The sequence below is a fragment of the Pseudomonas svalbardensis genome (assembly GCF_030053115.1).
GTDB classification, from domain to species: Bacteria; Pseudomonadota; Gammaproteobacteria; order Pseudomonadales; family Pseudomonadaceae; genus Aquipseudomonas; species Aquipseudomonas svalbardensis.
The window spans coordinates 3,069,013-3,093,518 of record NZ_CP125619.1 but is presented as its reverse complement, the minus strand read 5'-3'; the positions used below and the strand labels follow the sequence as shown (position 1 = coordinate 3,093,518).

Here is a 24,506-nt window from a genome sequence, read left to right as displayed (position 1 = left end):
AATACGAACCAGGGGCCTACAACCCGCAGAGCATTTGGATGACCCTCGGGCTGCCATCACGCGGCACCATGCTTCATGACCTGGTTCGCGAAGGATTGCCATTCGAATACCTCGCGCGGATAACGTGCCTTCTTCAGGTGCCGCGAGGGATTATTTCCAAATCTATTTACATGTCTCCCACAACGTTGGCCCGTAGGGCGAAAGCTGGGCGGTTCGACACCGTAGAAAGCGACCGCCTAGTTGCATTGGTAACTCTCTTTGACGAAGCCCTTTCCCTCTTCGAAAACGATACGACTGCAGCAACGGAATGGATGAGCTCGCCGGTGCGAGGGCTCGGATCGAAGCGTCCAGTCGACATGCTGGGGACGAGGGTGGAAACGAAAGCCGTATTCGATCTTATCGGGCAGCTGGAGAAGGGAGTTCTTGTGTGAGACCCGTCGGGCTGACTTTTTGATGGTTCCACCACCCTGGCATCCTCTGACGATCCTCAGACTTACGAATACCCCCATCGGGTTTAACGCATCTCCCTATACGCTGCGAGGTGCTGCATCTCGGCTGTCCATAGTCGTAAAAACCGACGCCAATCTCTCGCATAGCAACCCTCCTGTAAACGGGTAGACCCAGTACTCGCAACTTCGAGACGAGTCTTCCACGGTTCCGGTATGTGCTCGTCAAGCACGACTACAAAGTGGGATCCGCTGACTCCCACGATCTCGCTTTCTGGGACAGATTCTCTTAGCTCATCAACCGATATGGCGACTGTATCGCCAATGGGGTCATCTCGATCTTGGCGCTCAATTTCATCAAGAATCGCAAGGCACTGAATCGCTCGGTCAGATCCAGGTTGCAGTTTTTCTAAATCCCACAGTGCATAGCGACGTGAGCGTTCGCGCTGCCAGAGACGAGTCGTGTCGGTCATCTTTATTGTCCGCTATTCCAGGCGCCGGAGAGGTCGCCTATTCGATCCTCAATATGAGGCTTTTTCGATAGGATAAGGCAGCGCGTGTTGCCGACAAATTCCTCTACCAGACTAGCTGACCATATGGCTGCGCCCGCCTGGAACTCAGGTAACATGCGAGTCGCGGCGCATTGCGCTTTGACTGATGGAGTAGTTGCGTGGGAAGGACGTTCGCATTCGTCGATGAGTCTGGCAATCATGACCTAGATACGTCGAAATCGGGAAGCTCAGGCTTTTTTGTGATCTGCTCGATCATCATCACCGAGAAAAACCTGCCGGAGGCTTACGAGCGTGCAGAGGCGCTGCGCTTACAGCACTTTCAAACGGGTGAGATCAAGTCCAGCAAGCTCAAAGCCAAGGATTCGGATCGCCGTCGGAAAATTCTGCTAGATCTATCCGAGCTGCCCCTGAAGCTTTATTTCACGGTCGTGGATAAAAGCCGCGTGCACAAGGATGGAGGGCTGCAATTCAAGCAATCCTTCATCAAGAGCGTGAATAACCTCTTGTACGAGCGCCTGTTCAATCACTGCACCGATTTGCACATGACCGTCGATGAGCACGGAGGGTCTGAGTTTCAGACTAGCCTGCGGGAGTACGTGGCGGCACGATACTCCGATGATCTTTTTGGGGACTCGGCTTTTCAGACCAAAAGCAGCGATAGCGATGTCCTGATCCAGGTAGCAGATTTCTTCGCCGGCACGGTGGCCCACATCTACGAAGGCAAGGCTTCAAACGATGTGGTCGAGGTATACAAGAACATCCTGCGTAACCAAACCTTGGGACTGCTGGAATGGCCACCGAAGTATCAGTCGCTCATCCCACCGCCGATGAGCGAGTCCGCGTATGCGGACTACCGTGTACATCAGCAGGCGTTGAAGCAGGCAGATCAGTTTCTCGCAAAGGTTGGCGACCATCCGAATGAGGATGAGCGCCTACAGCTTTGTATCCTAGATTTCTTGCGATTTAGAAGCGAATTCGTCAGTGATGAGTACGTATCTACTGAGGACATCGCCAAGCATCTAGCGAATAGAGGATTTCAGGGGCTCGGTGATCAAAAAATCAGATCTAGCGGAATCGCGAAGCTGCGTGACTCCGAGGTGATAATTGCTAGCGCTACGAAGGGGTACAAAATCCCCCAAACCCGCGCAGACATCAATGATTTCCTGGAACTCGCATCGAGCCAGATTCTGCCGCTTCTAGATCGAGTCAAGAAAGCACGGGATGTTTATCGCCTCAGCAGCGTAGGGGAGTACGACATCCTGGCAGAAGACCGATTCGCCCAGATAAGGAAGTTACTATTATCGCTTGAGGCCTTGTAGGTTCGGGATTTACGGCGCAGCTGATTATGTGACGGGCGTCTGGATGATCGCGCCGTGCTTGATCTCTATGCCAAACGCGGCCGTTCGCTACCGCCTGCCTTCATTCACTCCGCTATCCCACGCTTCAGTCAGCTCGTCTATTCGATCCGCAATTTGAAGTGTCTTCGATAGGACGAGGCAGCGCGTGTTGCCGACAAATTCTTCTATCAGGTACACAGCGTCGCCGACATCCAGTTCGAGCTCCTGCAACGCCTCATCAGGAATTCTAATCGCACCGTCACCATCCCATTCTTCGATGATGATTTTCATAGGTGGCTTTTTCACGAGTGGGTTTCCTTGCTTTTGAGTCGGTAATGGATACGTGCTTTTGCGTACAAGCTGTTGAGCTATCTCTGGCGCGACATGCCAAGCGCGACGTCCATCAGCACCTGGCAGATTTCGCGGGCGGTCAGAGGGGAGGTTGTGCTCAATTAATTTTGCTTTCGAGTCATCGCTTGCTCGTAGCTAAGCTGCGGTATGAAGTGGCGTGAATGAAAGGTCGCTCGTTCGGGCCAACGAGGCCCGGCTAGCGCCGCAACGATACGTTGACGAAGCTCTGGTAGCGGTCTGGTTGCTGGACTCTCTTTTGTTTTGATCTAGGTCTTTGGCGCCTTCACTGTCTTCTCCGGCATCTGTTTCGTGGTCTTGGCGTCCAACAGCAGGCACGCTCGGGTCACCACCGGCCAGTCTAGTAATTCGGTGGGTGCAAGCGACTTGGGACAGAGCAGGAGGAGGTCACCGAGAGTAAACAAAGGGAATGCCTCGACAACTGGATAACTCCTAAGCGTTTTGACTTCCCCCCACCGCGAATCGAAATCTTCGGCAGCATAGGTGTCCTTGATGATGAAAGACGAAACCTCAAGGCTCTTGATACCGATGATTTTCGCGGCTTGGTCGACCACCTTCGGTATGGTCGCAGGGGCAAAGTAAAGCGCGCTTGCCACCACCAGCATCATTCCAGCCAATGTGTAGCGTGTACGCTTCCACAGCCCATCTTTACAAATGTAAAAGGCTGCAGCCGGAAGGAGACTGAGTCCCGATACGGTGACGCATATACCAGCAAATTTGTACAGTTCGTAGCTGTCTGCGGGCCACGGGTAGGTTTTGATGAGGAGGAGCATTGGGAACATTGCAGACAGTGCCGTCCCCCACACCGTCCCGATCAGGCCAACGATTGTTGCCATCCATTTATTTTTCGCATTCTGAGCCGGTGAAGCTTGGCTAGCGGCGTCCCTTACTGTTGCCCAGAATTTTGGTATCAAAAGCATCACCAGAGTGGCAATTATGACAGTCACCGCTGAGAAGGTAACTACGAAAAACACACTTGTGCGTTGGCGAATAACTACCGACCACACCATCGCTGCGATGCCTGCTAATGAGGGAAGTATCAGCATCAAAGCCATAAACGAGGGGTTGTTTTTGAAGGGGGTCAACGCCGCTGCATAGAACGCGGAAGTGACCATTAGGCTCGCTAGATACAGCACGAGCATAAGTGTGGAAATGACAATCCACGGGAGCAGGGCGCTGGCGTTCCCCAATGCAGGGCTTAACAGGTTTGGATATCCAATCGCGTGTAGATAGGTGTACAAAACACAGAACGTAAGGATAAAACCGAGGCCTGTCAGGGCGGCGCCGGCCGTAACCAGTTGGCTGGCATTAGCTTTCACGGTCTGTTTGACTAAGTCTGTGAACGGTATTTCTGAATTAGCAGTCATTGGGGATCAGTCCCTTGCGGATGTAGTTCATGATGTGAGCGGAATCGGCTGTCACCCTCTAATCCAAGGTGCCGATACTTGCCCTAAGTAAAACATTGAAGGGCTAAGACAGCCGTCAGATACGATCAATAGCTGCTGCGTAATCAAAATCGGCGGTAGCTCCATCCGCCTGCACCACTTGAAGCCGGTGTATGAGTTCTCCAGGCACGACCCAGAACTGCACCGCAGGTGAAGCCGGTTGAGTCGTATCCCATATCAACCTGAGCTTTTCGACCGCTGTAGGATTAGCCACCAAACCGTAGGGTAACTGTGATAGGTAACTGCGCAACCTGGTCTTGAGCTCGAATCGAGAACGGTAGTGATGTGGGCCAAGTAAAAAAGAGCCATCTCCAATAATCATGTCCATCTGAATCTTGGGGGCTCGATGGAGTTCTTTGATTTCTCTATGCTCTCTCAGACGATTCCAGACGGTATATCCTCTCTCGACATAGTGCTTGATCCACTTTGTCTCGGCAGCTAATGCGGCTTCTTTGGACTCGCAGAATTCTATTGCTTTGAATGCCGGCATCTGATCCTTGGCAAGTATCTGCGCGATTTTAGCTGCGGCCCGTTTCGTTCTCGCGTTTGCCGTTCTCAGATGAGCTTGCTGACGGCGAGGAAAATGCCACGTCTCGCCAACATAGAAGGGTTCTTCCGTTTCTGGGTCAATGATGACGTAGACGATGATTCGCTTCGAGCGCTCACCGTTCAGCGTTGTTTGCAGTGCGACATCGCCTGGTGCCTTAGCGATCATTTCGGTATCAAAGTGGTAGATCGGCGAGTGAAGAGAGTGCGGATTACGAGTATTCAGCCGATACCATTCCTCGGCGAGCGCTAGTGACCTGAAGGCGCGGTGCTCAGCCCCCGGGAAGTGGTCAATCGCAATACGGGCTCCCCCATCCCATTTGTCGAAGATACCGGTCTGACGTCCATGTACAACTGCATAGAACCGAGGTTTTTTTGCCATCCCGAACAACCCTCTCCAATCTTTGTATACTCATCCAAGAAGCTATATCTTCAAGCCTCTCTCAAAACTCAGTTTTTAGCCACTCAGTAACGGACTCCTTAGTAGGTGAATTCGCCGCCTGACGAGCTGGAACGTCACCTACAGAGCAGCCGCCTAGTTGCATTGATAGACTCTCTCAGGAAGCTCTTTCTTCGTTCGATGGCCTTGTAGCCGTAGCGACCAAATGGATGAGCACGCCATGTCGTGGGCCTGCTTTGACGTCGTCTTGATATGCTGGAGGTGAGGGGGAAACGAAAGCTGTCTCTTTATTGGGATGGCATTATGCCTCTTGCTTGCTCTACCATCCTCAGTCCCAGCGAACATCTCGATCGCTTAAAAGGATTCATGGTATGGAAGCCTCAGAACAACTGGAAGTCTTGCGTACCAGTTCTAATTTTGCCGCTTTGAGTCGCTATACGAAGGCTTTCGACCTTTTCAAAGTGATGGGTGTGAGTTCCAAAGAGCTGGTTCATTCCAACATTTTGGCTGCGCTTATGAATGAGCATGAAGCTCATGGTTTGGGCGCGTGGTTCAGGGATGCTTTTGTTGCCTCTCTTTCGCAAATGCCATGCATGGGGCATCCATTGTCACTGCAGGTGCTGGAAGGCACGAAAGGGGCTAAAGCCAAGATTGCCAGAGAATTGGCACACATCGATGTCTTGCTCGATTTTCCGACCCTGCGTCTCGTCATTGCGATAGAAAACAAGATTTGGGCTGCTGATCAGCACAACCAGGTTGCGCGCTATCAAAAAGCGCTGTGCGAGCTCTACCCGAACTACGAGTCTCGGGCTCTGGTTTATCTCACCCCGACTGGTAGGGAATCCCCCACTCTCGACTCAAGTTCCAGTGTGCCGGTTTACTACCAATCCTATGGCGAACTAGCAGCGCTTCTGCGCCAGTCCCCGTCCAGCATTCCAGCTGCCGCCCACTTTATCGACCAGTTCATCACTCACGTGGAAAAAACAATGTCAGGTAATTCCGAGCTGAACCACCTGTGCTGGGAAGTATTTCAACAGAACGAAGATGCGTACGCACACCTCGTGAAGCATTACGAATATTGCAAGGCGCGCAAGATGACTGAGCTATTTCGCTGTCTGCAGGAGCGTTTGGTCAGTGACGGTTTATTTGTTGAATGTGCAAGCGAGATGGAGACCAGATTTTCAGCCAAATCAGACAAGCAACAGTATGACCTGGATGTACGATTGCGCAGTTGGCCTGATGGTGTGTGGGTCAAGATCTATAAGCACACCTGGTTTGGAGTGTTTCCTTTCTTCAGTGGCCGTGATTGTCAGGTGCTGACTCATCGACTTCCCTCATTCACCCAGCCTGCGCATGCCGTTCCGGATTGGGCAGATCTGTATTTTGCCTCGACCCGCTATGTGGTCAAGGAGGATCGCTGTGTGCTGGATCAAGGTGACAAGGCAACGGAAAGTCATCTCGATGAAGTGTTGACCCGTGTGCATGACTGCATCGTTGAAATCAGTAGGGCGCTAGAAACCACTAATTAAACGGTCGGGGAAGTTGACCGTTGTCGGCGTCTTTCTCTTCTGATCGCTTTTGACATCTATCACTGTTTTTCAAGAACTGACGCTTGTGTCTGTGAGTGCTTTATCGGAGTTGCCTTTTCTTGCCGTAGGATGATTTCGCTACCTATCGTTACCTCGTCTTCTCGGGTGATTTACCTACGCGACGGGCGACGGGCGACTGGTGATGTCGCTGTTTCGGGCCTTTGGGCCCGGCTTAGTGGTAGGTTTTTCAGATGGAGGTGAAAGTGCTGTCATCGATCAAGGAATACCAACCAGGGCCCCAGATTCCACAAGGCATTTGGATGACCCTCGGGCCGCCATCACGCGGCACCATGCTTCATGACCTGGCTCGCGAAGGACTGTCTTTCGAATTTCTAGACCGGATAGCGAGCCTTCTGCAGGCGCAGCGAGGGGATGTCTCCAAGGCGATTTGTGTGCCACCCACAACGTTGGCGCGTAGAGAGAAAGCAGGGCGATTCAACACCCTGGAAAGTGACCGTCTGGTTGCATTGGTAACTCTCTTTGACGAAGCCCTTTCCCTCTTCGAAAACGATACGACTGCAGCAACGGAATGGATGAGCTCGCCGGTGCGAGGGCTCGGATCGAAGCGTCCAGTCGACATGCTGGGGACGAGGGTGGAAACGCAAGCTGTCTTCGATCTCATCGGCCAGCTGGAGAAGGGAGTTTTTGTGTGAGATCGGTGCGGCCTATTTGATCGGCGCCAGTACTCTGGAACCCTATGACGATCCTGAAACTCACGAGCAGCTCCATCAGGCTCTTAACGCATCTCCCTATGTGCCGTGAGGTGCTGCATCTCAAATGTCCACAGTCTTAAAAAACGGCCCCAATCTCTCGCATAACAGCCCTGTCGTAAACGGGTAGACCCAGTACTCGCTTCTTCGAAGCGGGTTTTCCACGGTTCTGGTATGTGCTCGTCAAGCACGACTACAAAGTGGGATCCGCTGACACCCACGATTTCGGTTTCTGGAACAGATTCTCGTAGCTCATCAACCGACATGGCGGCTGCATCGCCAATGGGGTCATCTCGATCTTGGCGCTCAATTTCATCAAGAATCACAAGGTACTGAATCGCTCGGTCAGATCCAGGCTGCAGCCTTTCTAAATCCCACAAAGCGTAGCGTCGTTTGCGTTCGCGTTGCCAGAGACGATTCGCGTCAGTCATCATTTTTGTCCGCTATTCCAGGCCCCATGAGTTCGTCTATTCGATCCGAGATTTGAGGCTTTTTTGATAGGACTAGGCAGCGCGTGTTGCCGACAAATTCCTCAATCAGATACAGCGAGTCGCCGACATCCAGCTCCAGTTCCTGCAGCGCTTCATCCGGAATTCGAATCGCACCGTCACCATCCCATTCTTCGATGATGATTTTCATAGGTAGCTTTCTCACTTGTGGTCTCCGTTGCTTCTGAGTCGGCAAGCCGTTTGAACGCCCGTGGGTTCTCGGTGAAACTTTTTAAAGATTTGGATAATCATCAAGCCTAAGGCTAGGAGCATCTCCGTCTTCAGGCTCGCGCTTACGGGCCGTGGACGATGCGCGTTTTCAGTGTAGAAGCAGTCAGGGTGTTGGATTAGGGTTCCCACCTCGCCACAGGTCTGCGTGGCGCGAACCGCGCGGTCACGCAGCGTTGCCATTGGCGCGACTTGGCCGCCGACGATGAACGATTGCTGATCTGATAACCAATGGACATCGTCCGCCCCATCACAGGTGCCAGGCGCGATTGAGAACTTTGCTTCAACCGAGGGGACGGGGTGAGCTTTGGTCGCTGTATTTGTGGCTTTCCGATCGTTCGAATCCAAAAAACGGAATGGAGATGCCGGAAATTATTGAAGGAGGCAGGATGGGGAAGTAGGAATAAATGGGCAGAGTAGAGCAACTACCACCCCAATCCCTACTTATCGGCCGAAGCGGCAAGGCAGGGAGCGTCTGTGTTGACAGACGACTTCCCACTCACCAAATCTAAACCGGCGATACTGGCGAACCAGCACGACTTTATCATCACCAATTTTCATGGCTCTGACACTCCTATGACGACGCTAGAAAAGCTTCTAGCAAGCGCCTACTGACATCACGTGCAATAGACTCGCATATGAAACCAGCTAAGGGAGTGAGCAAAGGCCAAGATGATAGTTGCTCTACTTGGCAGAACATAGCATAGTGCCATGCCTGATTGCAAGCTCTTGAAAATACTCATTTCGTATCGAATGTCTGTTCAATTGAAAATCATGGAAAGAGAGTTGTGATGATGACAAATACAACGATGAGCGTGGAAGAGCGCTTGGATTATTTTGTAAATAATTATGATCTGATTGCTGCTGGGGTGTATTCCAAAGGCCCAGAAAAAATCATTAAGACTGACGCCATAAAAAAGTGCCGTTTTTGCAAAAAAAATGAAAGCGAAACCAACTTTACCAATACTGCTCACGCAATCCCAGAGTGCCTGGGCAACCACCAGCTAGTCCTCTCCGAAGAATGTGATTCCTGCAATAAATTCTTTTCTGAGAATCTTGAGGTTCACTTGGACAAGTACACGCGTCCATTTAGGGTGATGGGCCAGATTCACGGTAAGAGAGGAGTTCCAAACTACCAGTCAAACAACCAAAAAAGCAAAGTAAAGCATGGCGAGATCCCAGCATTCGTGTCGCCAGCAACAGAAAAGTTCTTCACAATTGATAAAGAAAACAAAACCGCCACGGTGAATTTTCATCGTGAGCCGTACATACCGCTTGGCGTCTACAAGGCATTGGTAAAGATTGCTCTTTCCACGATTGAAAACAAGGAGGAGCTATCGGCATTCTCTGAAACAATCGGCTGGCTGATGTGTGCCGACCAGACCAAATCCGTCATCAAGCCGGCTGTCGTGATTGAAACCTTTATCCCAGGGCCCCGGCCAACCTGCGGTGTCGCGGTTTCCCTGTTTCGGAGAAAGCCGTCCTGCGCTAGCAAGCCGTATGCAATCTTCATGATTGCCTTTGGCAACATTGCAATGCAGCTCATCGTGCCATCCATACTTGATAGGACAACGCTGACTACTAGATGTATAGCGTTCCCAACCCCTTTCGAGCTCTGCGGTTGGCCCTTCGGACAGCCAAGGACTTACAACAAAGATATGTCTGGTACGGAGAAGCGAAAGGAGGACTACCTCATCGAGTATAGCTTCGACGATATCGAGGCCATTCCCCCTGACAGCATCGATCCCGAACTCTACTCAAAGTAGGCTTTGCTGCACGAGAGGGCTGGGGCAGGTTCAAACGAGGCTAGGTAGGCGGCGAGGAGGCTACACACTCTGGGACAGCTGAGCCGGGCATGATGGGAGCTCGCCTAGCACGATGCCCTCGACGCATTCTGTCTGACCGCTTCACTATGCGCTGGTTTTGCCGGCGGAAGATGTTGCAGACCGCGCCCTTCTGGCTTGGTGCGTAAGCGGGGTCTATCTGAGTCATTCAGCCCAGTTGGAACTGGAAGTGATTCCACCTGGCTTGAGCCACATAGTTGAGCTCATCCAGGCTAGGGTTCAGCGAGCCGGCAGCGACCTCGCGAAACAGCGGCTTCCAGTTGCGGGTCAGGTTGGCGCCCACCAAGGTGATACGGGCTTTTCCCCGCCGGCCTAGCCGATTTCCCAGGCGAGTCGCGAATTCCAAGCCACCAGCGCCGCCTCCCACGATTACGATGTGTTGAGTCAAGATCCCTCCCACCCAGGTTTAACGAATGCCGTAAGCATGCACCAGTGCCTGACCTCTCTGGATAAGTGATCCGGCAAGGGGGACTTCGGTAATCACGAAGCCTGCCCAAAGCACCTACCCGTGGGTGATTAGGGTGAGCGATGCCATACTATTGCCATACCACACAGAGGGAGCTGCGAAGATCCTTCTGCATCATGGTGTCTAATTATTCGCGCGTGGTCAGTCAGGAGTGAGACATGAGGGATAAAGCCCATCCTTTCCCGTTTGATGCGCAAGCAGAACTCGTCATGAAGACGTTCATGCAAGCCACAGGGGAGAAACTCAGCCGGGCACAAAGACAGGTCAGTGGGGGCGATAACGTCCAGCGATTCAGTCACGGCGGATCGTGGCAGTCGCACCACAGTTACGACCCTGATCGCGTCGATCAGATGCAGACGATCGAGCACGAAACAAGATTGCGCTTCGAGGACATCATGGAAGGCCGGCTCGACGTTATTGAGCGCACGGTTGATGAAATATCCAACAGCATGGCCAACAGCTATGCCAAGGCGTTTTACAAGATGCTCTCCGATACCTGCGAAGAGCACGGCAATGTTATCGATGGTTCCTCGGGCAGCTTGGGCGAACAGATGCTCAAGGCAATCGAGACAGTCGAGTACTCGGTTGATCGGGATGGCCAGGTCTCGCTTCCAGAATTTCGCATGCATCCCAGCCTCGCGAAACGCCTCCACTCAGATCCCTCGCTGCAAGAGCCAGAATTGCTCGCCAGGGTCGAGGAGGTCAAGAAGCTCAAAATCACCCAGGCGTTGGCAGCGGAAGCCGCGCGAAAATCTAAATTTCGTAATAGGGAGCAGTGATGGCCGCCAAGGTTTTGCTGTGCATCGGTTGTGACGACTACCAATCCCCAACGCTCAGCCTTTTATCTGGAGCCGAGCATGACGCGCTCTCGATTCACTCTGCGCTGTCGACAGGGCCCTTGAGCCGTATCCAGTCAGAGGACGCGTATTTGCTTCGCTCTCCGGCCAGGAGTCAGCTGGATGCAATGCTGCTTGAGATACAGGACAGGTACGATGAAATTGAGAGCTTCACGCTATTTTTCGCCGGGCATGGCGGTGCGGCAAACGACAGCTACTTCCTCTGCCTCAGCGACACCCGCGCAGATCGTCTCTCCACCACGGGTTTTGCTCTCAGTCGACTTTTCGAATATTTCAACGAACTCAAAGCTGCCCACTGCAATGTCATCATTGATGCTTGCCACGCAGGAGGCATGGTGTCCAACCTGAGTATCTTGCTCAAGCCTGAAGTGATTGGTAAGGCCAAGACTTTTGGCGTCTCATTTTTTGTGTCGTCAGCGGCAGATCAGTACGCCGGCGAGACCAATCGAGGCGGGTATGGAACCCTTGCGCTGCTCAAAGTGCTGATTGGAGAGATCGATACGGGATCGCGAGCAGACATGCTCGATTTGCTGGACATAGGCCGACCTGCTGCGCAGTACGTGTCAGAGCAGACCCGGGGAGGGCAAATGCCATCCGTATGGGGCGTCAATCTATACGGTCATATGCCGCTGTTCGGCAATCCGCATGCTTCCGACAACCCGACGTCTTCTTTGCTGGGGATCACTGGCATCTCACCCGTTTCCCCGGCCGGACAGGCCATCAGCGCCCATTCCGCCGAACTGTACAAGCTGATGTTTGCACCGGAACATGAACTCAACGCTGAAAAGCTTTTCCCTGTCCTTTCCACGTTCGCTGATCGCTTGGCCGACATACCCAACGCAGTCGGCGCGTTTATTGGCGGCATCTGGCAATCATTGGAGAAGGGAGCAGGGCGTCACACCAATAGCTTTTCTCGAGTCGAGCTAAGCGCGACGTGCGCCGCTCTGCTCCTTCAGTCGTCCCAGAAGGACAACGCCTCCCGCGACTGCATCAGAGGACTTGCCCATGAGGTCGTGACTGAGATTGAGTACCTGCTGTGGGACATCGTCAATGGGCTTCGAGAAAACCCCTGTTCGCTTTCCCGGCATGGCATTCCCGACCTGTTCTACCTCCCTCAGCGCATTTCTCGGATTTTGGGCTGGGCAGGCGCAGCTGTGCATCTGGCTCGGGAGCTTGGCGTTAGTGACGCTAATCTCAGAGAGGCACTGGAGCAGATGAGTGGCCCACTGATGGAGCATTACGCCAGCGTCTGTGCAGGCATGAGCGAAGACGAGGCGCCGTACTGGGCAGCGTTCCTTACAGCCATCAAAACTGATGACCTCAATGGCCTTGGCGAATTGGTCGTCAGCACGCTGATCAATGCGCTCGTTGAGCACAACGGTCGACTTGCCCGGCCATTGCTGTTGGCAGAGGACGTGTACGGCTATCTCAAGGCGCGCGCCGACAAAGACCCCGCCGAGTTGAAACGCTTGAGCAGCTCACCCTCAGAAACCTTGGCGCTCGTCCTGCTCATCAGTCGTCGTCACTCCCTTGAAGAAGAACTGGATTACAACCTGGCAAGCCTTGATCACGCCCACCTCAACATCTTCCTTCCGCAAAGCTACCTGGAGTTCAGTCAGCCGTTCGTTCGCAACGGTATAAATCACGTGTTCCAGATCGGCCAAAAGGTTTGGACGGTGGCGGATGTCGCTCAGCGCTGGGAGGAAGTGTGCAAGCCACAGATGGTTCATGACACGTCGCTCCAAAATCCTGCAACGCGGATCGGTGCTATCTGCGCATCACTAATTTTCCCGGATCGAGTGCCATGGTTTCTGCTCAGCGACCAATGACTTCGAACATAGCAAGGGCTTCTGGGTCTCGGTTCAGTTGGGGCTGAACAGTAACTGTCTGTTCAGTCTCCCAAATCTGGCCGCACGATCCTCCGTATGGCGTAAAGCTGCAGGCTCACCTCGTGCAAGCGCGATCTGAAGCTGTCTAAGAAGACATCGGTCACTTCGAAGTATTTGCCTTGGCTGTCCTTACGGCGATGGAGAATCTGCTCACCCTCAGGGTTGGTGATGGGGTAGGCATGGACGATGTCCGAGCATTCGGCATTCATTATCTGAAACAAGTCAGCCGCCAATCGGCCAAGGGCGCCGACATCAGGGTTGGACAGAGACACTTTCTCCACAGCCTGACGAAAGGCGTTGAGCAACCCACCGCCCATCTGTTCTTCAAGCTTCGTACGATTCAAGCTGGGGTCAAGGTGGCAGGTGACCTAGGCCATGAAACTGGTAATCGAGGCGAAGCCGTACAATGCAATAGCGGATATGATCACGTTCGAGCTCGACAGCCATTACCATTCGCCACCCAATGAGGATTCGCTGTGCCGCAAGAGTTCTATCGTTACCCAGAAGCCACGCCACTCACCGTAGAGGCATTCCAGACCATTGATCTGTCCGCCATGCTTGAGGGAGTGGCACCGAGCTACGAGGACATATGGCGCGCCCTGGCTGATGCCGCAAGAGCGAAGCTGGGCAGCGAGGAATATGACCAAGCACGCGTACTTTGGCTGCTGTCCGACCTCTGCTCAATGATGCTCAATCCTGCCAATCTGAACGAGCCATTCAGCCCGTTCGCGATCCTCGAAGACAAACGCTCACTGGCCATTTCTGACGTGGTGGATGATGAATATGACTTCCTCGCAGCAGTCATGGACGAGATCAACACTGGTCTGGTGAAGGCTCGTGTCGCAGAAGTCCTCTGGATCAGCCGTGGGCGTCGGCACATCAACCAAGCCCAGGCAGCTATAGAAGGTTACCAGACCATCCCCCTGCATGAAGATACCTGGTGGCGCGGAGGGGAAGACTGCTGGAATCGTGCACTCATGCTCGCTCCACGTATGGGGAAGGCAGGAAAAAACATCGCAGAACAGCTGTCGAACCGCCTTTTCGACGCACTTGAAGCTGAATTCGAAGCGCCGTCGCCCATGATGGCGCCCATCGCAGCTCTTGTGATCGAGCATCGCCTGACTAACAGTAAGGCAGCAGACCTTCCCCTCAAATTGGAAGAGGCCGCACGGGCTTGTGAGCGAGCTGGGGATCTCTTCCGGGCTCGTCGATGCTACGAGCTGAGCGTGGAGGCGTATCGAATGGCGAGGGATCCTGAGTCTGCCGCACGCATGACCGCCGCGCTCGCCAGTACCTGGGTTGCGGAAGCAGAGCTCCGCGGAGATGGAGAGAGTGTGCAGCCACTGATCGCGTTGAACCATCTCGAGAAAGCGTTGCAGATCTACAGGAAGGTACCTCAGAAATTTCGGGCCCAGTTCGGAGTAACCGCCATCCTCCTTCACCTGCCACAACGGATTGCAGAGGCGGGCAACCGTACGGTAGGGATGATGCACACCATCTCGACACCACCCACCGACATTTCTGATCTGATAAACCATGCCTTGGACAAAGTGGCGGATAAGACTGCGGTAGATGCGCTTCATGCACTTACCACCTTGTACCCCTTTGCCCAGCAAGAAGGGGCAAGGCAGGCAGCACTGAAAACCATGCGTACAGGGCTTTTCAGGTCGCTCAGTGGAGCGACACACCTCGATAAGACTGGCCGTGTTATCGCTAAAACTGACCCCATGTCGTTCAGCGCGGAGCCCACTGTCGCTGACGAGGAACGAATTTTTGCGGAGATGGTGAAAAACCACGGCATCACGCGGAACCTGACTGTTCAAGGCGGGGTTCTGCCGGCGCTGAGCCTTATGCAACGAGAGCACTGTTACAAAGAACAGGATCTGGTTGAGCTCGCTAAAGCATCGGCTCTGGTGCCACCAGAGCGTGCACTCATGGTCGGTAAGGGGCTGTATTGGGGGATCGTGGGTGATTTCGGCATGGCATTACATTTCCTCATCCCGCAACTCGAGAACATTGTCCGGTTCCATATGAAGGGAGCGGGTCTTAAAACCTCCAACACTGACCAGGAGGGTATCGAGAACGAAAACGGGCTGAGCACACTTCTGGACGTCGAGGGCGTTGATGAGGTGTTCGGTGCCGATATCGTATTTGAGATAAAAGCTCAGTTCTGCAGCGCATTTGGGCCCAACCTGCGCAACGCCTTCGCTCACGGCCTGATGGATGACAATGATTTCTACTCGGTGGATGCCGTATACGCTTGGTGGTTCATTTTGAAGTGGGTTGCGATGGTTTACTGGGCTCAGTCGGCACAAAACCATAGAGCCGCGGCCGATGCACAGCGGGCCACTGCAAATGGTGAAGATGCGGCAGTTGACCAGCCGGAGCCAGACGTCTCCTAACAGGCCTGTATCTGGTCAAGGGCATTGCCAGCAATCTGGCCAAACCCTTGACCTATGTCCGTCGTTCTCCATGGAGCATAGTTCGACAAAGGTCTTAGATAATCGCTCTAGCTCAGGCCTTGGCGCCCCACACCTGGCGCGTTAGTCTCAAACTTTTGCGTTGAGGCTGTAGATGCGAACGAAGCGAAGGATCACCCGGGCGTATTGTGTAGAGCTGGGCGAGGAGTTGACCATTGGCGGCGCGCGTCAGGCCTACTTCAATCAAAACCAACCACGCAGCCGTTTTTTGTTCCAGTGCTCATCGCCGGAATGCAGGACGCTCAAGGTGATTCCGAAGATCACCGCCGTCAATTACGACATCCACCCGACCGACACGGCGCGCGTCAAATCTCCCCACTACAAGGACAACGAGCACTATGCCCATCATGCAGAGTGCGAGTGGGTGCTGCCCGATGAGGACGAGGGTAGCGATGCACCGTTGCCAGGAGAAACGGAGTTGCAGACCCGCACCCGCCTGGCTAAACGCCAACTCACCTCGATCATCGATATCTTTGTTCCCCCGACGCTGCCAGAACAACCGGTAGTGCGTCCACCAAGGGCCGTTCTAAGTAGCGAGGACGAGGCGGAGCCAAATCGTCGACGGGGAGGCGGTGGCGCAGAAGGCACCCGAACCGAACGAAAGCACCGGAGCGGCGATCTTCGAGAGCTGGTGGATTACTACCACGACACACGCGAGGCCCTCAAAGATCTGTTTCCTGAGGTAACCATCAACGTGACAGGGCGAGGTGAGATACCCCTGCGTTCGTACTTCAAGAAGGTGGCATGGGCCAGACCTAATACCGCAGGATACGTCTACAGCGGTGGCGGGCGGATCGAGCGAAGAGAGGGGGCTGGCTTCGTATTCAGGTTCTTCGACAAGGTTGCGGATAAGGAAGCCTTTCTCCACGTCTCCGATGAGGTCATGACTCAGCACCGATCGAGGCGCTATGTGAATGAACTTCTCGATCAGGCCCGGCTAGTAAGGTACTTCACGTTCTACTTCCTGGGCGTCTTCGCCCATCATGAGGCCAGCGACACCATGGTTGCACAGGTCACCGACCTTCGCTGCCTGGCGATTGACCTTGGGCCTTTGAGAAGCTGAGTCTCAATCGAGATGGATGCATCTAACAACTTGCATGGCGCGAGCCGCTCGGCAGAAGCTTAAGATAGCGAGTGGCCTTTGACCGCCTGAAGCAGGCCATATCCGTAGATGGCAAACCACATCCCCCAACCCGACGTGTTGACAACAAAGAACAGGCAGTGCGGCATGCTGATAGTGGGGAACCATCTCCTCAGTAGCCGGATCGCAGCGCAGTGAAATCCCCAACGTAGAACACTGATGCTGTATAGCAGGATTGCGGTCGAAGCAGTCACCAACACCCACGCCATATTCTTGAGGCGACCAGCGATTTTCAATGCTTCGGCAACCGACACTCCAGGCCCCACTGAATTTCCATACGCCCACTCCAGGCTGAAGCCGGCTATTGCCGCCCACACCCCAGCAACAACTAAAGGCAATCCCCAGAGCCCCTTCAGCCGCAAATGGATCGGCCTCCTGGCAGCGGTGAAATCTAACGGTTTTACAACGACAGGAGCAATCAGGAGTAGGGCGTACTTACTTACCTGATGGCCGCGAATTCTAGACCAAGCGAACCTTAAAACGGACAACGACATTATTACCTCGGGCGGAAACAGTGGTGGAGTTACATCCCTAAAATCACTGTGCAGGGGTAGGGCTCAGGTGGCGCATTATTTACAAGCTCAGGCATCCCCCCACTTGCCGCGGCTAAGCATTCTTTGAGCTTATCTATACTCAAGACTTCGGCGCCACGATGTACGACTGCATGGCAGTTCGGGCACAGCGGTATCAAATCGGTTATTGGATCGAGCTTGTATTCCGCGCCGATCGTGCTCAGGGGTACGATGTGATGAACATGGATAAGCCCTTTGGCGATCTCGCCGTAGACCGAGCCGAAGTCGAATTTACAAGCTGCACACACGGCCTTGTGATGCCGAATGCATTCTTCCCGGGCCTGAGCATTGCGCTCGTATGCGTTGACCTTCACCTCTCGCAGTGCCCCCTCTAGGTAGAGCTCAAGATGACTGACTTCTTCGGGGATTGCAGGGATAGGTACTTCTTCACACGCGTACCATTGACCTTCCTGCTGAAGCAGCCATTTGCGAGTGATAAATCGTTCAAAATCTTTGATCTTTGCAGGGCCTACGCCGTCCTCGTCCTGGAGTTCGTCCGAGTGCGTAATCTTGAATGTATAAAGCTCGTATCCCTGCTCGGCGACTAACCTGAGATGCTCGACGCTCTGCGCGTAGCCATTGTTGCGCCGCCCCTTCTTTATCTCCCACCCCTCGCAAAGTATGAGTGTACGGTCGCCGTTCATATGAATGTCCCAAGCACCGAATATGACCTTGCGCTCTTGGTGATTCACAAACGACCAACTCCAAGTCCAGTTTTTACACGTGGCTCCCAAGGATTCGATAAATGCTTTACGGCTTGGGTAGTAATGGGTGGTCATGCGAAATCCTATGCGCTAGGTTGTCTGGTGGAGCAGTGAAAGTAGGGGGCGTACAGCAGAGCACGACGGAGTCGACAACGTGCCGCTTCGCTTATAGCATCAGGCAACACGGCCATCAAAGCGCCATATAGCAGCAATTCGCCAAGGAACGTCGAACGTGATCACCAAGATCCGCATCCGTGGGTACCGCATCTACAAAGATTTCCTGCTAAAGCCCAACCCGGGCGTGAACATCCTGGTCGGAGACAACGACGCCGGTAAATCCACCTTAATGGAGGCCATCTCGCTGGCGCTCAACGGGCGGATCGGTGGCAGAGGAATCCTGGAGGAGCTGAATCCTCACTGGTTCAACACCGAGATGGTGGCTGAGTTTCTTGCACTAAGAAGGGCTGGAATGAAGCCGGCACTCCCACAGATTCTCATCGAGCTCTATCTGCAGGACACGGAAGATCTCCAGGGACTGCTGGGCGCAGTGAACGCCGACGTTCCAACGAACGCTTGTCCTGGTGTCTTTCTCTCCGTCTTCCCCAACGAGGAGTACAAGGATGAGCTGGATGAATGGCTTAAAAATCCTTCTCCGCTACTCCCCGTTGAGTACTACACCTACGAATGGCGGTCGTTCGCTGATAATGAACTCACACGACGGCCGCGAGCGCTCTCGGTGGCCACCATCGACTCCCGTACGGTCAAATCCGCCGCCGGCGTCGACTACCATCTTCGCCAAATCCTAAGCGATCACTTGGAGTCATCCGAGAAAGCAGAGATTTCGTTGGACTACCGCAATATCAAAGCGTCCATGACAGATGGCGCGCTGGCACCGGTGAACAAGCGACTTTCGGGTCTAGGCGCAGCGCTCCAGGAAGAGCCCATGGCGCTGGCCATGGATCAGACATCCCGCACATCTTGGGAAAGCGTGGTCACTCCACACGTCGACGGCTTACCGTTTGCGATGGCAGGCCAGGGTCAACAGGCTGCGATCAAGATCTCTCTCGCAATGAAGCGTCATTCCTCAAGGGCGAACATCGTGATGATCGAGGAGCCCGAAAACCATCTATCTCACACGAGCTTGACGACCCTACTCAATCGTATCGAAGATCTGGCCACGGAAGAGCAGCAGCTATTCATTTCGACTCACAGCACATACGTGTTGAACCGGCTCGGTCTCGACGCATTGCTGCTTCTTCACCGGAACAGCGCGTCCAAAATCACAGAACTTCATACTGATACAGTGAGCTATTTCCAAAGGCTGCCTGGCTATGACACCCTCCGTCTAGTGCTAGCGAAAAAGGTCGTCTTGGTCGAAGGCCCATCTGATGAAATCATCTTCGAACGCGTCTATGAAGATTGCTTCAGCGCACGCCCGATGGCCCACGGTATAGATGTCATCAGCATGCGTGGACTGGCTTTGGCGCGATGCTTGGAGCTTTGCGCAGCGATCAACAAACCTGTAGCTGTGATGCGCGACAACGACGGCGTTGATCCAGCCGAGCTACGTGAACCGGTTGAAAAGTGGCTGGACGCGAAGCGAAGAGAGCTGTTCATTGGCTTAGTCGCCGACGGCACCACGCTCGAACCACAACTCATTACGGCGAATGGCGAGCCTCACTTGCGCACGATGCTTGGCATCACTGCGGCAGCGACGTTATTGACCTGGATGGCACGAGAGAAAACGGAAGGAGCAATTCGACTAGCTGAGTCGGATGAGGTACTTAGCCCACCGGCCTACATGAAGGCCGCGGCGGAGTTCATCCACTATGCCTAGCATTCTGACCTTGGCTGTCGCTGGTGGTAGAAAAACTCAAGGGCTGGTCGATCACTGCAAAGCCATACCTACCGAACGGCGCGTGCTCGTTGTCACGTTCACCCAGACCAATCAGCAGGAACTGATCCATCGCCTCGGCTCCCAAGCTGGCGATCGCCACAACATCGAAGTCCTTGGCTGGTACACATTCTTGCTTCGCCACTTTGCAAAACCGTTCCTGCCATTCAAATTCCCAGGCGAGCGGGTAGGGGGCTTCAACTTCGAGGGCCGTCCCAGCATGTTTGCGAAGGACAGGCTAAGGTTTATGGATGGTAGCAACCAAATCTACGCATGCGAGCTCGGCCGCCTCGCGCGGGAGCTTATGGCGGCCACCCCAGCGTTGATACGCAGACTTGAGTGTCTCTACGACGAAATTCTGATCGACGAGGTACAAGATCTCAGTGGCTACGATTGGGAAATCGTCCATGAATTACTTGAGTCGCGGATCGACGTCCGCATGGTTGGTGACGTGCGCCAAGCGGTGCTCTCAACAAACCCACGGGGACAGAAAAATAAACAGTATGGGTATGCAGGTGCACTTGAATGGTTCCTTGTACGCGAAAAGGGAGGGCTGCTTAGCATTGACTATGCGACCACGACTTACCGCTGCCGAACCGAGATTGCGACGTTCTCTGACACCATTTTTGATGAGTCATGGGGTTTCCCAGGAACCACATCTGAGAACCACGTGGTGTCTGAACATGATGGCGTTTACCTGGTGCACTCAAAACATGTCGACCAATACGTCGAGCGATACCGACCTCAGTGCCTGCGCAGCACCATAGCTTCGGGTAAGGAGTTCGCTTTGGACTTCATGAATTTTAAGGTATCAAAAGGCGCCACGTTCGAGCGTGTGCTGATCATGCCAACGGCGCCGATCAAGGCTTTCATTCAGAAGCAGACCTTCCTGGAATCAACGCCGGCGGCCGCCTTTTATGTTGCAGCTACGCGGGCCAAGCAAAGCTTAGCGATCATCATCGACAAACCTGGAAACTCCAAACTACCGGTGTGGGTGCCGTAATTGAAAGGAGCAGGGCGCTCATGAGTGTAATGATCTCATGGCAGATCGAACGCTCATTTTCCAGTGGCCCCCTTGGGTATCGATGAATAAGCGGTGGCTACTGCGAAGCGGATTCAGCGCTGTGCGTAGCGTAAATTTCGCAAGAAATTTCAGCGCCTGAAGCCTCGAGCAAGGGGGCTTGTATCGAGCGCCGACTTCGTTGAGAGCTCCAAGCTATGACCACCACGCAGGGACAGGCAAGCGGAGCGCGCAGGCGTGAAGATGGAAATCCCCAGTGTTAAGACGGACGCTTTGCGGGCGGCTTAATTCACGACAGCCGAGCTCGGAGAGCCACGCCCACAGGATGAGCTTTCAGGATTTTGGTATGAGGGGGGCAGGAGCTTCTGGAAGCTTGCAATATTTCATAACAAGTCATCTAACGATTAGCTGCACGTAAGCCTAATAAGAGGAGTGTTGCCTAAACCAAGCATCCCAGCTGTCGTTGAGGAGAAGCAATGCCAAGGCACGATAGCGTTCAAAATGAAGTCGTTTGGCTGATGAAGAGATTCAGCCCACGGGCAAAATAGCATAGCTAGCTCAACTAAATGACTATTTAGTTGAGCTAAAAAGGCTTACTAAAAATAACCCCCTTAAAGAGTAGGGCAGGCCTGCTAGATCCTAACCACGCCGTGCAAAGAAACGTTGGTAGGCACTTTCGGCGTTTGATTTTCGCACAAGTCGAATTACGTCATCCATCCCCATCGTCCTTGCGCTGTGGTGCATACTTGTTTCTCGCAACCAGAGCAGGCTCGCTTTACAGAACACTGAGTCAGGCGAGACCACACATCCGCTCTCGGTAAGAGTATCAATGACGACCTGACAGACTTTCCGGAATAAGAGTCTCGCATGAGCTGAACTGATCGAATCTTTGCCACGAATCTTCCCGAGCAACAATGTGTGATCACGCTCCAATGGAATGCATTGTCGGCCAAATTTTTTACGAAAACGATTCACATAGTGATCTATAAACTCAGAATGTATTTTCCACGAGTGATTGCCGGGAAACTTCTCCTCCACTAAATCGTAAGTTCCATCCCGCATAAGTCGCAGAGCACTGATTGTTAGATCTCCCCCTAGGCTGTCGACCTCAGATGGCTGCAATCTAAGATAATAAACGGAAGCAATCATGAGCAGCGTACGTTCATATTTGATTTCCTTATCCGCCATGTCGCTAAGCGTCAACATCAACACCGCAAATTCTTCGTCAGTGAAGACATTCGCACCGGTGTGAACAGGAAGACTTATAGCGTAAAATCCGGCAGCGTGTAGCCTTCGCGCAGGGTTGGTTGCTATAAGGGCACAATAGTGTAGATGCAGAAAAAAAGCCGCAACTACAGACATCTGCATAGCGAGCGCGCCTCTACCTGCTATGTATGCTATGCGAGTACCATCCTCCCCAATAGACGGTTGGTCAAATCTAAATGGACGCCAAGCTGGGTTAAATCCTATTGCCTGTTTCAGTTTGCCGGGAGTGAATCGCCGGCAACACTTATCTGCCACCCATGAGTCCGGGGGGGATGTGCAGAAGCTCATAAATTCTTGAATGTCGCCTTCATTCAAATCAGTTATGGTTTTTTTTGCCTCCAAAATGCTCCAGAGCAAGAGTCGCTCTATACAGCTTCGGTAGTTTGAATAGCGCGTGGGTTCGGCATGCTTAATCAAAAACTGCTTCACTAGCAGGTAGCTTTTTGTCGGCAGACTGCTAGTTGGGCATCGGTTGAGAAAACGCTGAATTACTGAGAGCTCGCCATCAAGGGTTTCGGGGTCTAGCAGTGAAAATTCTTGTAGCGTTTCAAAGCATGGGCGGGGGATTGATTCCATGATTTTTCTACCTGTTGTCTCTGAAAATTAGTCGCGATTTTTCAAACCCAGATTTTTAAGCGAGTAAGAGCGCTTATCTTCATAACTGCTGTAGTAAATGTCCTGAGTTGTGGACAAATTGTTGTGACGTAAATCCATCTGCAAGTCCTTGGCATCTCGCCAAGGAGCATCAAGTGTCGCAGCCGTATGCCTTAACCAATGTGTGGAGGCAACCCGCAGAGCCTCGATCTCGCCAGGCTGGCGATCTTCGTTCACCATTTCATCAACAGCGCGGTCAAATAGCTTCTGGATGATCGAATGAACCATTCGAGTGGATAACCCTGGACGACCATTCAAGGTCGCAATCAGAGGGGTCTGCTCATTAGTTAATGGCAGTTCAGACAGCCCCATAAAGCGCCGGTAGCGCTTCAGGTAACGATCAATGTATTCCGGCCTTACAGCTACCTTGGCGGCTTTGTCACCCTTACCAATGAGGTGGAACCACCAGTTGCCTTCATGATCTGTCTTGAAGGAACCCATTGTGGGCTGCCAATTCACCCGACCACAGATATCTGAAACGCGTAGGTACATCGAAAATAACGTAGCGGCGATGAACAGAGTGCGTTCATGCTGTTCAGGAGCCGTTGCTGCCATTTTTTCAGCGGTGGTCAGTACGAAGTCCCATTGAAGTGGAGTGAGGGCGCGTCCGGTTTGCTCCATTGAGCGCGATGCTTTGAAGCGCGATTTCTGTTTGATCGCCCTGAAGGGATTCGTCGACGTCAGGCCCTCATCCAGACCGTATTCGTACAAGCTGCTGCAAACCGAAAAAACTTGGGAAATGCTCCCTCGGGATGGTTGGTACCGTACGCCAGTAACTGGGCCTTCAAGATCAGCTGCATTAGTTATGCGATTCGCTGTCTTCACCGAGAATGGGTGCCAGCGTGGATTTGGGCATAGCTCTAAATCTTTGTCGAATGCAACGCACAGGAACCTGCTGCGTGTCACTGGGCCAAGCCAACCTATGGGTGGAGCCATGCAGAACTCCAAGAAGGCTTCGGCGTCTGCGCGACGCAGCTCCATCAAGGGCTTCTTTCTGATTAACAATGCCCAAAGCAGAAGCCGCTCGGCATGGGTGCGATATGAAACAAATGTTGCCTCGACGTTTGAGTATGTACGCAGAAAACCACTGACCGCTTCGAACCCGTCCACGGGTTTCAGATGCGCATCAAAGTTCGCCAAATAGCGCATCACCAGCGGCAGACTCGGGTCGGGTTCATCGCAAGTGTGATTGACGAATTCTTTATAGGTGTTGAACAGCGGATGCGGGGCCGGCATATTGTTATCCTTCATGGAATACTGCATTGCAGATTTCCGATTCTGACAGTTATCGGAAGTAGGGGGCGTATCCTTCCGCTTGTTCGAGGCGAGTGTGTCCGTCTGCCTGGATGAATCGCTCATCGCATAGCCCTAAACATTTGATCGATGGCATGTAGGTTATACATCGCAAACATGTCTTTGCAAGTTTTCTCTTTCAAAGCTTGACTGATGACCAGGCAACTTAAGAATAATTAGTCATATATTGACAGTTTTGACCGAGCCCTGGCTGAGAAACGCCGACTACACGGCCGCAAGCCCCAAACTGTGCGGGTACCGCGCTCAAACTACCCAGCTATTGAGAGGCGCCAATAGCGCTTTAGATAGAGGGTGGCTGGTCTTCACTACAACCATAACCTAAGGGGCCACTTTT

At 53.1% G+C, this 24,506-nt stretch carries 20 protein-coding genes and 2 pseudogenes; 11 read left to right on the top strand and 11 right to left on the bottom strand.

What is annotated here, in order from left to right; genetic code table 11:
- Positions 1-38: 38 nt before the first annotated feature.
- Both QFX16_RS14285 and QFX16_RS14275 read left to right on the top strand, forming a co-directional pair.
- Positions 39-431, top strand: a complete 393-nt coding sequence (locus QFX16_RS14285) for an Xre family toxin-antitoxin system antitoxin (RefSeq protein WP_283184426.1) — start codon at positions 39-41, stop codon at positions 429-431.
- Between the two features lie 685 nt (positions 432-1,116).
- Positions 1,117-2,277: a DUF3800 domain-containing protein gene (locus QFX16_RS14275; RefSeq protein WP_283184425.1), complete on the top strand. Its 1,161-nt coding sequence runs from the start codon at positions 1,117-1,119 to the stop codon at positions 2,275-2,277.
- 87 nt (positions 2,278-2,364) lie between these two features.
- On the opposite strand, the gene QFX16_RS14270 is transcribed toward QFX16_RS14275, so the two are convergent.
- From QFX16_RS14270 to QFX16_RS14260, 3 genes are all read right to left on the bottom strand, one after another.
- The gene (locus tag QFX16_RS14270) at positions 2,365-2,586 is read right to left on the bottom strand and encodes an AbrB/MazE/SpoVT family DNA-binding domain-containing protein (RefSeq protein WP_283184424.1); all 222 of its coding nucleotides are present in this window, start codon (positions 2,584-2,586) and stop codon (positions 2,365-2,367) included.
- Positions 2,587-2,912: 326 nt separating this feature from the next.
- Positions 2,913-4,031 (bottom strand): hypothetical protein, encoded by a 1,119-nt coding sequence (locus QFX16_RS14265; protein ID WP_283184423.1) that lies wholly within the window; start codon positions 4,029-4,031, stop codon positions 2,913-2,915.
- A gap of 115 nt (positions 4,032-4,146) precedes the next feature.
- The gene (locus QFX16_RS14260) at positions 4,147-5,037 is read right to left on the bottom strand and encodes a ribonuclease H1 domain-containing protein (protein ID WP_283184422.1); all 891 of its coding nucleotides are present in this window, start codon (positions 5,035-5,037) and stop codon (positions 4,147-4,149) included.
- Positions 5,038-5,426: 389 nt separating this feature from the next.
- Here QFX16_RS14260 and QFX16_RS14255 point away from each other — a divergent pair, with 389 nt between their 5' ends.
- Both QFX16_RS14255 and QFX16_RS14250 read left to right on the top strand, forming a co-directional pair.
- Positions 5,427-6,584 carry a PDDEXK-like family protein gene (locus QFX16_RS14255; RefSeq protein WP_283184421.1) on the top strand — a complete coding sequence of 386 codons (1,158 nt, stop codon included), beginning with the start codon at positions 5,427-5,429 and terminating at the stop codon, positions 6,582-6,584.
- Positions 6,585-6,835: 251 nt separating this feature from the next.
- Complete coding sequence (locus QFX16_RS14250) at positions 6,836-7,297, top strand: Xre family toxin-antitoxin system antitoxin (protein WP_283184420.1); 462 nt, start codon at positions 6,836-6,838, stop codon at positions 7,295-7,297.
- An 83-nt stretch (positions 7,298-7,380) separates the two neighbouring features.
- Here the strand turns inward: QFX16_RS14250 and QFX16_RS14245 are convergent, their stop codons facing one another.
- Both QFX16_RS14245 and QFX16_RS14240 read right to left on the bottom strand, forming a co-directional pair.
- On the bottom strand, positions 7,381-7,785 hold the full coding sequence (locus QFX16_RS14245; protein ID WP_283184419.1) for a hypothetical protein: 405 nt from the start codon (positions 7,783-7,785) through the stop codon (positions 7,381-7,383).
- A pseudogene (locus tag QFX16_RS14240) lies at positions 7,785-8,008 on the bottom strand (AbrB/MazE/SpoVT family DNA-binding domain-containing protein). Before QFX16_RS14240 ends, QFX16_RS14245 begins: the two are co-directional and overlap by 1 nt.
- 853 nt (positions 8,009-8,861) lie before the next feature.
- Between QFX16_RS14240 and QFX16_RS14235 the strand changes: the two are divergent.
- Positions 8,862-9,836 carry an HNH endonuclease gene (locus QFX16_RS14235; RefSeq protein ID WP_283184418.1) on the top strand — a complete coding sequence of 325 codons (975 nt, stop codon included), beginning with the start codon at positions 8,862-8,864 and terminating at the stop codon, positions 9,834-9,836.
- 229 nt (positions 9,837-10,065) lie between these two features.
- Here the strand turns inward: QFX16_RS14235 and QFX16_RS14230 are convergent.
- Positions 10,066-10,302, bottom strand: a pseudogene (locus QFX16_RS14230) (FAD-dependent oxidoreductase); the annotation flags it as partial.
- A gap of 236 nt (positions 10,303-10,538) precedes the next feature.
- Between QFX16_RS14230 and QFX16_RS14225 the strand changes: the two are divergent.
- Both QFX16_RS14225 and QFX16_RS14220 read left to right on the top strand, forming a co-directional pair.
- The gene (locus QFX16_RS14225; RefSeq protein ID WP_283184417.1) at positions 10,539-11,159 is read left to right on the top strand and encodes a hypothetical protein; all 621 of its coding nucleotides are present in this window, start codon (positions 10,539-10,541) and stop codon (positions 11,157-11,159) included.
- The gene (locus tag QFX16_RS14220) at positions 11,159-13,066 is read left to right on the top strand and encodes a caspase family protein (protein ID WP_283184416.1); all 1,908 of its coding nucleotides are present in this window, start codon (positions 11,159-11,161) and stop codon (positions 13,064-13,066) included. The genes QFX16_RS14225 and QFX16_RS14220 overlap by 1 nt, the downstream gene beginning before the upstream one ends.
- 62 nt (positions 13,067-13,128) lie before the next feature.
- Here the strand turns inward: QFX16_RS14220 and QFX16_RS14215 are convergent, their stop codons facing one another.
- Positions 13,129-13,470: a hypothetical protein gene (locus tag QFX16_RS14215; protein ID WP_283184415.1), complete on the bottom strand. Its 342-nt coding sequence runs from the start codon at positions 13,468-13,470 to the stop codon at positions 13,129-13,131.
- A gap of 132 nt (positions 13,471-13,602) precedes the next feature.
- On the opposite strand from QFX16_RS14215, the gene QFX16_RS14210 reads away from it, so the two are divergent.
- Both QFX16_RS14210 and QFX16_RS14205 read left to right on the top strand, forming a co-directional pair.
- Complete coding sequence (locus tag QFX16_RS14210; RefSeq protein ID WP_283184414.1) at positions 13,603-15,528, top strand: DUF7380 domain-containing protein; 1,926 nt, start codon at positions 13,603-13,605, stop codon at positions 15,526-15,528.
- A 172-nt stretch (positions 15,529-15,700) separates the two neighbouring features.
- Positions 15,701-16,669, top strand: a complete 969-nt coding sequence (locus tag QFX16_RS14205; protein WP_283184413.1) for an ATPase — start codon at positions 15,701-15,703, stop codon at positions 16,667-16,669.
- 59 nt (positions 16,670-16,728) lie between these two features.
- Here the strand turns inward: QFX16_RS14205 and QFX16_RS14200 are convergent, their stop codons facing one another.
- Both QFX16_RS14200 and QFX16_RS14195 read right to left on the bottom strand, forming a co-directional pair.
- Positions 16,729-17,241 (bottom strand): hypothetical protein, encoded by a 513-nt coding sequence (locus tag QFX16_RS14200; RefSeq protein ID WP_283184412.1) that lies wholly within the window; start codon positions 17,239-17,241, stop codon positions 16,729-16,731.
- A 29-nt stretch (positions 17,242-17,270) separates the two neighbouring features.
- Positions 17,271-18,098, bottom strand: coding sequence for an HNH endonuclease (locus QFX16_RS14195; RefSeq protein ID WP_283184411.1), 828 nt, complete (start codon positions 18,096-18,098; stop codon positions 17,271-17,273).
- Positions 18,099-18,255: 157 nt separating this feature from the next.
- Between QFX16_RS14195 and QFX16_RS14190 the strand changes: the two genes are divergently transcribed.
- Positions 18,256-19,860, top strand: a complete 1,605-nt coding sequence (locus tag QFX16_RS14190) for an ATP-dependent nuclease (RefSeq protein WP_283184410.1) — start codon at positions 18,256-18,258, stop codon at positions 19,858-19,860.
- Complete coding sequence (locus tag QFX16_RS14185) at positions 19,853-20,920, top strand: UvrD-helicase domain-containing protein (RefSeq protein WP_283184409.1); 1,068 nt, start codon at positions 19,853-19,855, stop codon at positions 20,918-20,920. The genes QFX16_RS14190 and QFX16_RS14185 overlap by 8 nt, the downstream gene beginning before the upstream one ends.
- 657 nt (positions 20,921-21,577) lie before the next feature.
- Here the strand turns inward: QFX16_RS14185 and QFX16_RS14180 are convergent.
- Together QFX16_RS14180 and QFX16_RS14175 are read right to left on the bottom strand one after the other, a co-directional pair.
- The gene (locus QFX16_RS14180; RefSeq protein WP_283184408.1) at positions 21,578-22,780 is read right to left on the bottom strand and encodes a hypothetical protein; all 1,203 of its coding nucleotides are present in this window, start codon (positions 22,778-22,780) and stop codon (positions 21,578-21,580) included.
- A 27-nt stretch (positions 22,781-22,807) separates the two neighbouring features.
- The gene (locus QFX16_RS14175; RefSeq protein ID WP_283184407.1) at positions 22,808-24,121 is read right to left on the bottom strand and encodes a tyrosine-type recombinase/integrase; all 1,314 of its coding nucleotides are present in this window, start codon (positions 24,119-24,121) and stop codon (positions 22,808-22,810) included.
- Positions 24,122-24,506: the final 385 nt, after the last annotated feature.